15 protein-coding genes are annotated in these 14008 nt (G+C 71.7%); 5 read left to right on the top strand and 10 right to left on the bottom strand.

The annotated features are described in order from the left end of the window. Position 1 precedes the first annotated feature (1 nt). Positions 2 to 1348, bottom strand: a complete 1347-nt coding sequence (locus ACOJV7_RS12005; RefSeq protein WP_420190443.1) for an ABC transporter substrate-binding protein — start codon at positions 1346 to 1348, stop codon at positions 2 to 4. A 174-nt stretch (positions 1349 to 1522) separates the two neighbouring features. Here ACOJV7_RS12005 and ACOJV7_RS12000 point away from each other — a divergent pair, with 174 nt between their 5' ends. From ACOJV7_RS12000 to fdhD, 3 genes are all read left to right on the top strand, one after another. Then, the gene (locus ACOJV7_RS12000; RefSeq protein ID WP_420190442.1) at positions 1523 to 2050 is read left to right on the top strand and encodes a GNAT family N-acetyltransferase; all 528 of its coding nucleotides are present in this window, start codon (positions 1523 to 1525) and stop codon (positions 2048 to 2050) included. Then, positions 2047 to 3294 (top strand): kynureninase, encoded by a 1248-nt coding sequence (locus ACOJV7_RS11995; protein ID WP_420190441.1) that lies wholly within the window; start codon positions 2047 to 2049, stop codon positions 3292 to 3294. Before ACOJV7_RS12000 ends, ACOJV7_RS11995 begins: the two co-directional genes overlap by 4 nt. 63 nt (positions 3295 to 3357) lie before the next feature. Next, a complete protein-coding gene (gene fdhD / locus ACOJV7_RS11990; protein ID WP_420190440.1) occupies positions 3358 to 4167 on the top strand; it encodes a formate dehydrogenase accessory sulfurtransferase FdhD in 810 nt (269 codons plus the stop codon). A gap of 135 nt (positions 4168 to 4302) precedes the next feature. Here the strand turns inward: fdhD and ACOJV7_RS11985 are convergent, their stop codons facing one another. The 9 genes from ACOJV7_RS11985 to thrS all read right to left on the bottom strand — a co-directional run bounded on the left by ACOJV7_RS11985 (position 4303) and on the right by thrS (position 12653). Beyond that, entirely contained in the window at positions 4303 to 4869 is a 567-nt protein-coding gene (locus tag ACOJV7_RS11985; protein WP_420190438.1) for a hypothetical protein, read from the bottom strand. Positions 4870 to 5012: 143 nt separating this feature from the next. Then, complete coding sequence (gene pdxS, locus ACOJV7_RS11980; protein WP_420190437.1) at positions 5013 to 5945, bottom strand: pyridoxal 5'-phosphate synthase lyase subunit PdxS; 933 nt, start codon at positions 5943 to 5945, stop codon at positions 5013 to 5015. A 21-nt stretch (positions 5946 to 5966) separates the two neighbouring features. Beyond that, entirely contained in the window at positions 5967 to 6560 is a 594-nt protein-coding gene (locus tag ACOJV7_RS11975) for a hypothetical protein (RefSeq protein ID WP_420190436.1), read from the bottom strand. Then, positions 6560 to 7750, bottom strand: a complete 1191-nt coding sequence (locus ACOJV7_RS11970; RefSeq protein WP_420190435.1) for a glycosyltransferase family 4 protein — start codon at positions 7748 to 7750, stop codon at positions 6560 to 6562. Before ACOJV7_RS11970 ends, ACOJV7_RS11975 begins: the two co-directional genes overlap by 1 nt. Beyond that, the gene (locus tag ACOJV7_RS11965; RefSeq protein WP_420190434.1) at positions 7747 to 8676 is read right to left on the bottom strand and encodes a phosphatidylinositol mannoside acyltransferase; all 930 of its coding nucleotides are present in this window, start codon (positions 8674 to 8676) and stop codon (positions 7747 to 7749) included. Before ACOJV7_RS11965 ends, ACOJV7_RS11970 begins: the two co-directional genes overlap by 4 nt. Positions 8677 to 8693: 17 nt before the next feature. Further along, complete coding sequence (gene pgsA / locus ACOJV7_RS11960; RefSeq protein WP_420190433.1) at positions 8694 to 9335, bottom strand: phosphatidylinositol phosphate synthase; 642 nt, start codon at positions 9333 to 9335, stop codon at positions 8694 to 8696. 26 nt (positions 9336 to 9361) lie between these two features. Beyond that, positions 9362 to 9928, bottom strand: coding sequence for an HIT family protein (locus ACOJV7_RS11955; protein ID WP_420190432.1), 567 nt, complete (start codon positions 9926 to 9928; stop codon positions 9362 to 9364). Between the two features lie 248 nt (positions 9929 to 10176). Next, a complete protein-coding gene (locus tag ACOJV7_RS11950; protein ID WP_420190431.1) occupies positions 10177 to 10644 on the bottom strand; it encodes a GNAT family N-acetyltransferase in 468 nt (155 codons plus the stop codon). A gap of 23 nt (positions 10645 to 10667) precedes the next feature. Further along, a complete protein-coding gene (gene thrS, locus ACOJV7_RS11945; RefSeq protein WP_420190430.1) occupies positions 10668 to 12653 on the bottom strand; it encodes a threonine--tRNA ligase in 1986 nt (661 codons plus the stop codon). A 169-nt stretch (positions 12654 to 12822) separates the two neighbouring features. Here thrS and ACOJV7_RS11940 point away from each other — a divergent pair, with 169 nt between their 5' ends. Both ACOJV7_RS11940 and ACOJV7_RS11935 read left to right on the top strand, forming a co-directional pair. Further along, complete coding sequence (locus ACOJV7_RS11940) at positions 12823 to 13152, top strand: putative quinol monooxygenase (protein WP_420190429.1); 330 nt, start codon at positions 12823 to 12825, stop codon at positions 13150 to 13152. A gap of 53 nt (positions 13153 to 13205) precedes the next feature. Next, entirely contained in the window at positions 13206 to 13958 is a 753-nt protein-coding gene (locus ACOJV7_RS11935) for an N-acetyltransferase (protein WP_420190428.1), read from the top strand. Positions 13959 to 14008: the final 50 nt, after the last annotated feature.

Below are 14008 nucleotides of genomic sequence, written 5' to 3'. Positions count from 1 at the left end.
GTCAGGACTGGTACTTCGACCGGTTGGCCTCGAGCAGCGAGTCGGCCTTCTTGGCCGCCTCGTCGAGCGCCGCCTTGGCCTGCTTCTTGCCGAGGACGACCTCGTTGACCGCCGTCTCGTAGGTGGGCGTCGTGACGTCGCCGATGCCCGGCACCGACGGCGGGAACTGCACGTCGGGCAGCTGCTCGGCCAGCGTCGACTGCACCTTGAGCGCCTTGAACTCCGCGGAGTCGCGGACGGTCTTGCGAGCCGGCACCTGCCCCGACTTCGCCCACTCGATCGACTTGCCGGAGATGTAGGAGATGAAGGCGCGTGAGGCGGCCAGCTTGTTGGGGTCCTTGGCCGCCTGGCTGGTGACGACGAAGTTGTGCGAGCTGGCCCAGACCGCCGGCTTGTCACCGATCGTCGGGAACTTGGCCGCCTCCCACTGCAGGCCCGAGACCTTGGCCCACTCGTTCATCATCCAGATGCCGTCGAAGGTCAGGGCGTTGCGCTGCTGGCGGAAGGCGACCGCCTGAGCGTCGTTGGAGACGTTCTTGGGGCTGGCCCCGTCCGTGATGAACTTCGTCATCCACTGGAGGGCCTCGACACCGGCGTCGGAGTTGAAGGTCGCCTTGGCGCCCTCCTCGTCGTAGATGCTCCCACCGAACTGGGCGATGAGCGAGGTGAAGATGAGGTGGGCCGGCCACGTGGCGGTGACCCAGAACGGGGTGGCGACGCCGCCCTTGCCCTTGAGCTCGGTGACGGCTGCCTCGAAGCCCTCGCGGTCGGTCGGGATCTCGGTGATGCCCGCCTTCTCCATGAGGCCCTTGTTGGCGTAGAAGGCCAGCGGGTGGATGTCGAGCGGGATGCCGTAGCGCTTGTCCTTGTACTCGCCGGCGTTCCACACCACCTCCTGGAAGTCGCTCTCCTCGAGCTTGAGCCCGGACGCGACCTCGTCGAGCGGGACGATGACCCGGCGCGCGGCGTTGGTGGCCAGCTGGTCGATGTGCATGATCGCCACGTCGGGGCCGGCACCCGAGGCCACCGCGGTGGGGACCTTCGGGTAGAAGTCGCCCCACTGCAGGGTGTTCATCGCGACCTGCGCCTTGGGGTTCTCCTTGTTGAAGGCGTCGACCATCTGCTTCATGAACGGTCCGTCACCACCGGTGAAGCCGTTCCAGAAGGCGAGCTTGACCTGCGGTCCGTCGTACTTCTCGCCCTCCCCGAACGAGCCCTGCGACGGCGCGGTCCCGGGTGGCGTGCTCGACCCGCCACAGGCCGTCAGTGCGGCACTGGCGCCGAGGGCGCCGATGCCACTGAGCAGCAGGCGGCGGGGGATGTCTCGTGAGAGCTCGGTCGGGGACATGTGCGACTCCTTTGTCAGCGGGCGAAACCGACCGGCGCGGCATCCGGACGGCGTTCTCCTACCCACTCTGTGACCTGCGACACATCGCGGTGGGGCTGCGGTGGGTCACGGTTCGGTCACGACGGAGGCGAACCCGCTGGTGGGCGCCCTGTGTCGCCCGCTTAGCGTGAGCCCGTGCCCGTGACGACCCGCGCCCGACGACCCGACGACCTGCCTGCCCTCGTCGCCCTCCTCGGCGAACAGCAGGCAGCGACCTCCTACCCGCAGCGGTGGCCGCTCCCGTTTCCGCCCGAGGAGTTCGTCGTGCGCCCCGGCGAGCTCGCCGCCTGGGTGGCCCTCGACGGCACGGAGGTCGTCGGCCACGTGTCGGTGACCGACCTGTCCGTCGGGCGCATGGGCGACGAGTGGGTGGCCGCGACCGGGCGACCGGCCGACGGACTGGCCGAGGTGTCGGTCCTCTTCGTCGCGCTCGACCGCCACGGCTCGGGCATCGGCGGTCTCCTCCTCGACACCGCCCTCGCCGAGATCCGGCGTCGGGGCCTCACCCCGATGCTCGACGTCGTGGGCGAGGACACGAGTGCCGGCGAGTTCTACCGGCGCCGGGGGTGGCGCACCGTCGGCACGGCCCGCCCGCCGTGGCTGCCCGACCACCGACCGGACCTCGCGTTCATGCTGCTCGAGGATGAGAGGGTCGGGTCATGACCGACGACTCCACCGCGCGTCTCTCCGAGCGGGCCCGCAGCCTCGACGCCGAGCACTCCTCGTCCGACCGCCGCGACGACTTCGTCCTACCCGACGGCGTCGTCTACCTCGACGGCAACTCGCTCGGCGCCCTCTCGGTCGCCGCCCGCGAGGCGACCCGCGACGCGGTCGAGCGCCAGTGGGGCGAGCAGCTCATCCGGGCCTGGAACGACTCCGGGTGGTGGACCGCCCCCGAGCGGGTGGGGGACCGCATCGCCGAGCTCGTCGGCGCCCCCGCCGGCTCCGTCGTCGTCGGCGACTCGACGACCGTGAGCCTCTACAAGGCGGTCCACGCCGCGGCCCGGTTGCGTCCCGGTCGCCAGGTCGTCCTCACCGACCCCGACTCCTTCCCCACCGACGTCCACGTGACCCGCGGGGTCTGCGAGCAGCTCGGCCTCACCCTCGAGCTCGTCTCCCCCGGCGACGCGGTCGCGCGGCTCGCGGGGTCCGAGGACGTCGCACTCGCGTCCTACTCACAGGTGGACTACCGCACGGGCGAGCTGTGGAACCTCGAGGCCATCACGACCGCGGCGCACGACGCCGGCGCCCTCTCGTGCTGGGACCTCTGCCACTCCGCAGGGGTCGTCGAGGTCGGCCTCAGCGCCGGCGGCGCGGACTTCGCCGTCGGCTGCGGCTACAAGTACCTCAGCGGCGGGCCCGGCGCTCCCGCGTTCATCTTCGTCGCACCGGAGCACCTCACGGCCTTCACCAACCCGATCCTCGGCTGGAACGGGCATGCGACGCCCTTCGCCATGTCGCCGGACCACGTCGCGGCCGACGGCATCACCCGGGCCCGGGTGGGAACTCCCCCGGTGCTCGGGATCGCGGCGCTGGAAGGCGCCCTCACGGCATACGACGGGTTGGACGTCGCGGACGTGAGGCGACGCTCGCTCTCGCTCACGGCGTTCTTCGTGGAGTGCCTCGGCGGCCTGGGTGTCGACCTGCCGGTCGTCACACCGGCCGACGACGCGCGTCGCGGCTCGCAGGTGAGCCTGCGGCACCCCGAGGCGTATGCCGTCGTGCAGGCCCTCATCGCGCGGGGCGTCATCGGGGACTTCCGTGAGCCGGACATCGTGCGGCTCGGGTTCGCCCCGCTCTACCTCTCGCACGAGGACGTGCTCACCGCGGCGGTGCACCTGCGCGACGTGCTCGACGGCCGCGAGTTCGAGCGGGCCGAGTTCGCGACGCGTGCAGCGGTGACCTGAGAGAGGGATGATGGACCGCATGGACTCCTCGGCAGCCGCCCCCCGCGCCGCGGCGGTGCGCTGATGGGCCGGGTCACGTCACGGCACAAGGTCGTGCGGATCGACCTCGACGGCGAGGTCACCCGCTCGATCGACACCGTGGCCGGCGAGGAGCCGCTCGAGGTGCGGGTCAACGGCGAGACCCTCACGGTGACGATGCGCACGCCGGGTCACGACGTCGACCTGGCCCACGGGCTCCTGCGCGCCGAGGGGATCGTCGCCCGTCGAGAGGACGTCGTCTCGGCGCGGTTCTGCTCCGACCTCGACACCCTCAACGTCGTCAACCTCGAGGTTCCCGGCCGCGAGAGCGCGCTCGCCGTGACGTCGACGCGCAACCTCGCCTCGCTCGGTGGGTGCGGGCTGTGCGGCACGACGGCCGTCGACGCGGTGGACGCGGTGGTCGCGGCCCGCCCGCCGGAGGTCGTGTGGGAGGCGGCGCGCGTGGCCGCCGCGCTCGACGAGCTCCAGTCGCGGCAGTCGATCTTCGCCAAGACCGGCGGCGCCCACGGTGCCGGCCTCGCGCTCTCCCCCGATGTCCAGTCGCTCGCGCTGGTCCGCGAGGACATCGGACGGCACAACGCCGTCGACAAGGTGCTCGGCGGGGCGCTCGTCACCGACCTGCCCACGCAGGGGGCCCTCCTCGTCGTGTCGAGCCGGGCGAGCTTCGAGATCGTCCACAAGGCCGCGGTGTCGGGGGTGTCCGTGCTCGCGTGCGTGTCGGCGCCGTCGTCGCTCGCCATCGAGGCAGCCGACCGGCTCGGGGTCACGCTCGTGGCGTTCGCCCGCGGGCGTCGGATGAGCGTCTACACGCACTCGCACCGCGTCCCCCACTGACGCCGAGCCCCTCGGGCCCAACCCTCTCCCAACCGCCCTGCCCGACCTCCTCCTCATTCACAACTCACCAATTCCTCCCGTTCGGTACACCGAGCATTTGTACCGAACGGGAGGAATTGGTGAGTTGTGCGTGGGTCAGGCGGGGTCGATGGTCGCGCCGGCCTTGTGGAGCAGCCAGAGCAGCTCGTCGGCGTGGCGGCGCTGACCCGCGTCGGCCAGGGAGCCGCCCACGGGGATGACGATCGGCTCGTGGCTCACCGTCAGGTTGAGCCGCCCGGTCTGCTCCGAGTCGATCCATACCTCGGCCTGCGAGAAGACGCTGTGCAGCCCGGCGCGCAGGTGGGTGACCGGGACGATCCACGTGGGCGTCGCGACCCCGGCGACGTGGAAGCCGAACCAGCCGTTCTCGAGGCGCACGACCCCGCTCTCGCCGTCCTGCTCGCGGTAGCCCTGCGGGGTCACCCGCGCGTTCCACTGCCCGATGGGACTTCCGCCCACGGCCGAGGGAGCGCGGCCCGCGGCCCATGCCGCGGGCGCCGTCGTCAGCGGCACCCGTGGCTGCCGCGAGCGGATGTAGAGCGCGAGCAGGCCCAACCCGACGAGGACGGGCAGCAACGACCCGAGGAGGCCGAAACCACCGAAGAGCCACTCGGCCGGCTGCGGCACCAGGTCGCCGTCGAACCCACGGCCCATCGTCGTCATGGGCCGAGGCTAGCGGCCCGCCACTCCCGGGCTCCGGCGTTCGGGAAAGACTGGGAAACGAGCGACCGCCGCCGCGTCCCGGGACGGGACGACGACGGCGGTCGACGAGGTGCTGGAGGCGGTTCGCGACGGACCGCCGGAGGTCACCAGCCGCGCTCGGCGAGCCGGTGCGGCTCGGGGATCTCGTCGACGTTGATGCCGACCATGGCCTCACCGAGACCGCGCGACACCTTGGCGATGACGTCGGGGTCGTCGTGGAAGGTCGTCGCCTTGACGATGGCCTCGGCGCGCTGGGCCGGGTTGCCGGACTTGAAGATGCCCGAGCCGACGAAGACACCCTCGGCGCCGAGCTGCATCATCATCGCCGCGTCGGCCGGGGTGGCGATGCCCCCGGCGGTGAAGAGGACGACCGGGAGCTTGCCGGCCTGCGCAACCTCCTTGACGAGCTCGAACGGCGCCTGGAGCTCCTTGGCGGCGACGTAGAGCTCGTCCTCGGGCAGGCCGTGGAGGCGCAGGATCTCGGCGCGGATCTTGCGCATGTGGGTCGTGGCGTTGGAGACGTCGCCGGTGCCGGCCTCGCCCTTGGAGCGGATCATCGCCGCGCCCTCGGTGATGCGGCGCAGGGCCTCGCCGAGGTTGGTGGCGCCGCAGACGAAGGGCACGGTGAACTGCCACTTGTCGATGTGGTTGGCGTAGTCGGCCGGGGTGAGGACCTCGGACTCGTCGATGTAGTCGACACCGAGGGACTGGAGGACCTGCGCCTCGACGAAGTGACCGATGCGGGCCTTGGCCATGACCGGGATCGAGACGGCCTCGATGATGCCGTCGATCATGTCGGGGTCGGACATGCGCGACACGCCACCCTGGGCGCGGATGTCGGCCGGCACCCGCTCGAGGGCCATGACGGCGACGGCGCCGGCGTCCTCGGCGATCTTGGCCTGCTCGGCGTTGACGACGTCCATGATGACGCCGCCCTTGAGCATCTCGGCCATGCCGCGCTTGACCCGGGTCGTGCCCGTGTGGGACGCCTGGGACGCTGCGGCGGTGGTGTTCTCGGCGGGGGTGTTCTCACTCATGCCCGCAAGTGTAGGACCGGCTCAGTCGACCACAGCAGGCGGAAGCTCGTCGTCGAGGTCGACCGGCTGCGGGAGGGCCGCGTGGCCCGCGAGACGGAAGAGCCGGACCACACCCTTGGCCCGCACCCGGCGCACCTCGCGGACGGCGTCGTTGTGGAACCGGCGGGCGAGCTGCACCCTCAGCGCGGTCGACTCGACCCGCGCCAGGGCGAGCGCGCCGGGGCTGTCGGGGTCGCTCCGGAGCCCTTGCACGATGTCCTCGGCGAGCACGGCACGCAGGGCCTCGGTGAGGTTGGTCTCGGTCCCCTCGCGGCCGGCGAACGTCTGGCCGTCGAGCGGGTCGTGGCTCAGCGGGTGGTGCGTGTGCCGCTCGAGGGCCTCGCTGGCGGCGTCGGCGAGCAGCAGGGACGTGGCCGGGTCGACGGCCCCGCTCGTCGCGAGCTCGAGGGTCGCCTCGGCCCGTCGCACGAGCTGCGCGTCCAGCGCCGAGACCGCCCCCTCGACCTTGGCGTGCAGCCGGTCGAGCCGCGACGCGGAGTAGGAGAGGTACCACGCGACCGCGAGCAGGACGAGCGCGACGATCGTCGCGACCTGGAGGACGTCGATGTCGGACATCAGGCTTCACCTCTCGTCGGCCAGCGCAGGCGCCCCAGGAGCCCCGACCGCAGGGCCGACTCGACCGGCGAGTGGTCGGCGCCCTCGATGACGGTCTCATAGACGGCCATGACCCGCTGGGCGACGACGTTCCAGTCGAAGGACCGGGCTCGCCGGATCCCGACCTCACGCAGCCGAGCCCGCTCCTCGGGGTGGCCGACGAGGTCGACGACCGCCTCGGCGAGCGCGCCGCCGTCGCCGTTGGGGAAGGTCCGTCCGGCCGGCCCGTCACCGAGCACGGCCGTGAACGCCTCGAGGTCGCTCGCGAGGACGGGCGCCCCCGCCGCCATCGCCTCGACGAGGACGATGCCGAAGCTCTCGCCCCCGGTGTGCGGGGCGACATAGAGGTCCGCCGACCGCAGCAGCGCGACCTTGTCGTCCTCGGACACGGCGCCGAGGAACTCGGTCGCTGCACGCACCCGCGGGTCGAGTCCGGCCGAGATCTCCTCGACGTCACCCGGTCCGGCCACGACGAGCCGGGCCCCGGGCAGCGCGTCGAGCACGCGCGGCATCGCCGCGAGCATGACCGCGAGGCCCTTGCGCGGCTCGTCGATCCGGCCGAGGAACGCGAGGACGGGTCGGTCCGGCGTCCCCGACCACCGGGTCGTGGCACCGTCGGGGCGGAAGCGGCTCGTGTCGACGCCGTTGGGGATGATGTAGGCGTCGCCGCCGAGGTGGCGCCGCACGGTGCCCCGCGCCTCCTCCGACACGGCGATCCGGGCGCGGATCTTCTCGGTCGAGGGCCGGAGCAGCGGGTTGGCCGCGTGCATCGCGCGGGAGCGCAGGTTGGACGTGTGGAAGGTCGCCACCACCGGCTCCGTCGAGGCCCACAGCGCCATGAGGGACGCGCTGGGCGTGATGGGCTCGTGCAGGTGCAGCACGTCGAAGTCGCCGTCCTCGATCCAGCGGCTCACCCGCGACGAGGTCACCGGCCCGAACGTGAGGCGCGCGACCGACCCGTTGTAGCGCACCGGCACCGCCCGCCCGCACGACATGACGTATGCCGGCAGCTCGGCCTCGGGGTCGTCGACCGGTGCGAGGACCCGCACCTCGTGCCCCTGGGCGAGGAAGAACTCCGCGAGGTCGCGCACGTGGAACTGCACACCGCCCGGGACGTCGAAGGCGTAGGGGCAGACGATCCCGATCCTCATGACGCACCCGCCCGGGCGAGGCGGTCGGGGTCGAGGTCCTTGGTGAAGACGGCCTGGAGCATGTGCCAGTCGGCGGTGTGGGTGCGCACGGTCGCGCCGAGGGCGTCGGCGCACGCCTGCGTCATCGCCGCGACCTTCTCGCGGGTCGTGCCCGAGGGGGGGACGGCGACCGGCTCGTGGAAGATGATGACGATCCCCCAGCCGCTCCCCCGCCGCTCGTGACGGATCGACACCGGGTGCAACGGTCGCCGCCCGGCCAGGGCCAGCGCGGCCGGTCCAGCAGCCATCCGAGCGGGCTCGCCGCAGAAGTCGACCTCGACGCCGTCGCGCGAGAGGTCGCGGTCGGCCAGGAGCGGGATGAGGCCACGCTCGCGGGCGGCATCGCGCAGCAGCGGGAAGGGCGCCGGACCGCCGGTGAGCGGGTGGATCGTCATGCCGAGGCCGGTGCGGAAGGCGAGGAACTCCTCGAAGACCTCCTCGGGCTCGAGCCGCTCGGCCACCGTCGTCACCGGTCCGAGGTGCACCGCTCCCCAGGCCCCGGCGAGGTCCCAGTTGCCGAGGTGGCCGAGGAAGCACACGACGGACCCACCCTCGCCCAGCACGTCACGCACCGGGGCATCACCCTCGACGCGCACCCGGGCGGCGAGCTCGCCCGGCGTCAGCACCGGCAGCCGGAAGGCCTCGCAGTAGTAGCGCATGTAGGCCCGCATACCGTCGCGCACGAGCGCGTCGAGCTCTCCCTCGTCGAGCTCCGGTCGCACGGTCGCGTAGTTCGCGCGCATCCGCGCGGCACCGCCACGGGCGACGGTGAGGTCGGCGATCCGGTCGAAGAGCGCGTAGGCCGCGCGCTCCGGCATACGACGGATGAGGGACCAGCCGACCCGGAAGCCGGCCACGGTCACGGCGTCGGTGGCCCGGGAGACCACGGCTGCAGGGAAGGCCGTCACGCGACGTGCAGCGCCTGCCGGCGGACTTCGAGCATCCGCTGCACGACGGTGATGAAGCTGGCGAGGGCGAGCAGGCCGAGCACGACCGTGAGGAAGATCTCGGGCAGGAACCAGCCGACGAGACCGGTGGTCACGAGGACGGCGACGAGGCGCTCGGCGCGCTCGGCGATGCCCACGTTGGCGGTCATCCCGAGGCCCTCGGCGCGCGCCTTGGCGTAGGAGACGACCATGCCGAGGATGAGGCACGCGAGAGCGAGCGCGGCCATGATGCCCGGGCGGACCTCGAGGGTGCTGCCCGGCCGGAGCAGCTGGCCACCGGCGTAGAAGAGGACGAGGCCGCCGAAGACCGAGGCGTCGGCGACGCGGTCGAGCGTGGAGTCGAGGAAGGCGCCCCACGTGCTCGAGCGGCCCGAGCCCCGCGCCATGATCCCGTCGACGGTGTCGGAGAAGACGAAGGCCGTGATGACGAGGGTCCCGACGAGGAACTCGCCGCGGGGATAGAACACGAGCGCGCCCAGGCTCACGCCGAGGGTGCCCACGATCGTCACGACGTCGGGGCTCACCCCGAGGCGGACGAGCAGCGAGGCGAGCGGCGTGAACAGCTTCGTGAAGAAGGGGCGCGCGTACTTGTTGAGCATGGTGGCGTCAGCCTAATGGGCTGCGCTCACTCCCCCGGCCAGGCCGCGGCGAGTCGGGAGCGCGCGTCCTCGAGGAGGACGGGCAGGGCCTTGGTCTGGCCGACGACCGGCAGGAAGTTCATGTCTCCGCCCCACCGCGGGACGATGTGCTGGTGCAGGTGCGCCGCGACCCCGGCACCCGCGACGGCCCCCTGGTTCATGCCGATGTTGAAGCCCTGCGGACCCGAGGACGCCTCCAGCGCCCGCAGCGCCGACTTGGTGAGGCGGGTGAACTCGGTCGTCTCGTCGTCGGTGAGGTCGACGTAGAGGGACACGTGGCGGTAGGGGCAGACGAGGACGTGACCGGGGTTGTAGGGGAAGAGGTTCATGACGACGTAGCAGTGCTCGCCGCGGTGGACGATGAGCCCGTCCTCGTCGTCGCGCTCGGGCGCGGAGCAGAACGGACAGCCGACACCGGCCTCCTTCGAGGGCCGCTCCCCCGTGATGTAGGCCATGCGGTGGGGTGTCCACAGCCGGTCGAACCCGTCCGGCACGCCGACGAGCTCGTGCTCGGCCTCGGTCGGGATCTCGTCGCCGGGCCGCTCGTCCGTCATGCACCGATCCTAGACACCGGGCCGTCGGCGCCGGCCGGCCCGGTCGGTGGCGGACGGGTTCGGCGTCACGACCCCCTGCGCCGGGACGCCGAACCCATCCACCACCTCAGACGTGCGCCGAGCCGTGGAGGTTGTCCTCCGGACCCACCGGTTTTCGGTTCGTGGGGATCTGCCACGCATGGGGCCTTGCGTTGTGACTTCTCGCCAGCCGCTCGCGTCGCACGCACCGCGCAGACCCTCGTATGCCGTCAGCGCCGGTCGCGCTCGACCCGCCACTCGAGACGGTCGTCGCCCGGAGGGGCGAAGCCCGCGCGTTCGTAGAGGGTGCGCGCCCGCGGTGCGGCGTTGAGCTGCACCCGGCTCACCCCGTTGGCGACGCACCACTCCTGGAGCGCACCGAGGAGCCGGGCGCCGAGCCCGGCGCCGCGCGCGTCGGCGGTGACGAAGAGCAGCGAGACGTGCAGCCAGCGCGACACCGGCCGGCGCGAGCTCGGCAGGGTCGTCACCACGGCAGCGGTGACAACCCCGAGCGGCCGCCCGTCCGAGGCCTCGGCGAGGAAGGTCACCCTCGCGCGGTCGGCGAGCCAGGCGTCGGCGTGGCGGTCGAGGAACCCGGGCTCGACGACGGCCCCGCACTCGCGGTCGTCCTGGAGCGTGAGGGCCGCGACCGCGAAGGCGTCGCGGGGCTCGGCGAGGCGGATCGCGGCGTCATCCACTCGACCCACCTCGCCGGCTCCGGTCAGACCTGGGCGCGTGACTCGACGGCGGCGAGGACCTCGGCGACGGCGTCCGCGACCGGCACACCGTTCTTCTGCGACCCGTCGCGGTAGCGGAACGACACCGCACCGGCCGCGCGGTCCTCCTCACCGGCGATGAGGATGAACGGCACCTTGGACTTGCTCGCGTTGCGGATCTTCTTGGGGAAGCGGTCGTCGCTCTCGTCGAGCTCGACGCGGATCCCCTTCGCCTTCATCTGCGACAGGACGTCCCAGAGGTAGTCGTTGTACTCGTCCGCGACGGGCACGCCGAGCACCTGGACCGGGCTGAGCCACACCGGGAACGCGCCGGCGTAGTGCTCGACGAGGACGCCGATGAACCGCTCGATCGACCCGAACTTGGCCGAGTGGATCATGACCGGCTGCTGGCGCGAGCCGTCGGCCGCCTGGTACTCGAGGCCGAACCGCTCGGGCTGGTTGAAGTCGTACTGGATCGTCGACATCTGCCAGGTACGCCCGATGGCGTCCCGCGCCTGGACCGAGATCTTCGGGCCGTAGAAGGCGGCTCCGCCGGGGTCCGGCACGAGCTCGACGCCGTACTTGCCGGCGGTCTCCTCGAGGACCTTGGTCGCGGTCTCCCACTGCTCCGCCGAGCCGATGAACTTGTCGGCCTTCTCGCCGTCCTCGTCACGGGTCGACAGCTCGAAGTAGTAGTCGTCGAGGCCGAAGTCCTTGAGCAGCCCGGTGACGAAGTCGAGGAGGTGCTCGACCTCGGCGGGCGCCTGCTCCGGGGTGACGTAGGAGTGCGAGTCGTCCTGGGTCATCGCCCGCACGCGGGTGAGGCCGTGGACGACGCCGGACTTCTCGTAGCGGTAGACCGACCCGAACTCGAAGAAGCGCAGTGGCAGCTCGCGGTAGGAGCGCCCACGCGACCGGAAGATGAGGTTGTGCATCGGGCAGTTCATCGCCTTGAGGCGGTACTCCGCGTGCTCGAGCTCCATCGGCGGGAACATCGTGTCCGCGTAGTAGGGCAGGTGTCCCGAGGTGTGGAACAGCCCGTCCTTGCTGATGTGCGGGGTGCCGACGTAGTCGAAGCCCTCCTCGATGTGGCGCCGGCGGACGTAGTCCTCCATCTCGCGCTTGATGACGCCGCCCTTGGGGTGGAAGACCGCCATGCCCGAGCCGATCTCGTCGGGGAAGCTGAAGAGGTCGAGCTCGGCGCCGAGCTTGCGGTGGTCGCGCTTCTCGGCCTCGGCGAGGCGGTCGAGGTAGGCCTTGAGGTCGTCCTTGGTCGGCCAGGCGGTGCCGTAGATGCGCTGCAGCTGCGGGTTCTTCTCGGACCCGCGCCAGTAGGCGGCGGCGCTGCGCATGACCTTGAAGGCGTTGCCGAGGACCTTGGTGCTGGGCACGTGCGGGCCGCGGCAGAGGTCACCCCAGGCGCGGGTGCCGTCGCGGCGGACGTTGTCGTAGATGGTGAGCTGTGCGCCGCCTACTTCGACGTCGGCGCCTTCGGCCTTGTCGCCGGCCGAGCCGCCCTTGAGCCCGATGAGCTCGCACTTGTAGGGCTCGTCCTTGAGCTCGACGAGGGCGTCGTCGTCGCCGATCTCGCGCCGCACGAAGGTCTGGCCCTCGTTGACGATCTTCTGCATGACCTTCTCGAGGGCCTTGAGGTCCTCGGGGGTGAAGGGCTCGGCGACGTCGAAGTCGTAGTAGAACCCGTCGCGCACGGGCGGGCCGATGCCCAGCTTCGCGTCCGGGTTGACCTGCTGCACCGCCTGGGCGAGGACGTGGGCGGCGCTGTGCCGCAACACATCCAGCCCGTCCTGCTCCTGCGCGGTCACCGGCTCGACGACGTCGCCGTCGTCGAGGACGTGGGCCAGGTCGCGCAGCTCGCCACCGACCCTTGCGACGAGGACGTCGCGCTGGCCCTCGAACAGCTCCCCGGCCGTCGTCCCCTGACCCACCGATCGCTCGTCTCCGGCGACGTGGACGGTGATCTGGGATGACACAGGCTTCTCCTGAGGTGGGAACTGCGGAAGGTATGCCGTGTGCGGACGTCCCGACACGGCATACCGATGCTATCCGCCGGCGGAGCCGGGTCGCGACGCAGTTCCGGGCGTGGTCGGTAGGGTCGAACGCGGTTCACGACACCGGAACGCGCCTGCCGAAGGAGCCCCCTTGATCTTCATCACCGCCCGCTTCCTCGTCCGCCCCGAGCACGCCGACCGCTGGCCCGAGATCTCGCGCGAGTTCACCGAGGCGACCCGCGCCGAGCCCGGGTGCCTGTGGTTCGACTGGTCGCGCAGCCTCGACGACCCGAACGAGTACGTCCTCGTCGAGGCCTTCCGCGACGACGAGGCCGGGGCGGCCCACGTGGGATCGGAGCACTTCCGGGCGGCCCAGAGCCACCTGCCGCCACACCTCGCCGCGACGCCGCGCATCGTCAACACGACCGTGCCGGGGACCGAGTGGTCCGAGCTCGGCGAGATGGCCGTCGACGGCGGCTGAGCCGCACCGCAAAACCGGGTGCGTTCGGGCTCGGGCCGCCCTACGGTTCGGGCATGGAGCTCGCCGTCGCCACTCTCGCCGACCGCCCGGACCTCGCCCCGCTGCTGCGGGAGTTCGACGACCCGTGGCCGGAGTTCATGAAGTGGGACCCGGTGAGCGACCAGTACTACTCGCGGGCGGCCACGACCTTCGCTGCATGGACCCTCGTCGCCTGGGACGCGGCGGACCCGGGCCGGCTCGTCGCGAAGTCGCACTCGATCCCCTTCGCGATGGGCGAGGACCTCGGGCGCACCGAGCTGCCCGACGACGGATGGGACGGCGTCATCACGTGGGCGTGGTACGACGAGGTGGCCGGGCGCGAGCCGACGCACGTCTCCGCGCTCGAGGTCGCGATCCGCAAGGACCTCCAGGGCACGGGGCTCGCGTCGGTCATGCTCGAGCACAAGCGGGAGAACGCCGCCCGCCACGGGTTCCACGACCTCGTCGCCCCGGTGCGGCCGAGCCTGAAGCACCTCCACCCGCACCTGCCGATGCGGGACTACGTCACCCGGATGCGCGAGGACGGACTGCCCGAGGACCCGTGGCTGCGCCTGCACGTCCGGGTCGGTGGCGAGGTCGTCAAGGTTTGCCCGCGCGCCATGACGATCTCCGGAACCCTCGCCGAGTGGCGTGGCTGGACGGGGCTGCCGTTCGAGCGGTCCGGCGACGTCGAGGTGCCCTTCGCGCTCAACCCGGTGCACGTGAGCGTCGAGCACGACCACGCGGTCTACGTCGAGCCGGGCGTCTGGGTGCACCACCGCATCTGAGTCGTCCCCACTTTCCCCGACCACGGCGAGTCGTCGCCGGCACGGTGGCA

The organism is Knoellia tibetensis (assembly GCF_048606415.1).
In the GTDB taxonomy this organism is placed as follows: domain Bacteria; phylum Actinomycetota; class Actinomycetes; order Actinomycetales; family Dermatophilaceae; genus Knoellia; species Knoellia tibetensis.
The sequence above is the reverse complement of the archived record's forward strand: the minus strand, read 5'-3'. Positions and strand labels throughout refer to the sequence as shown.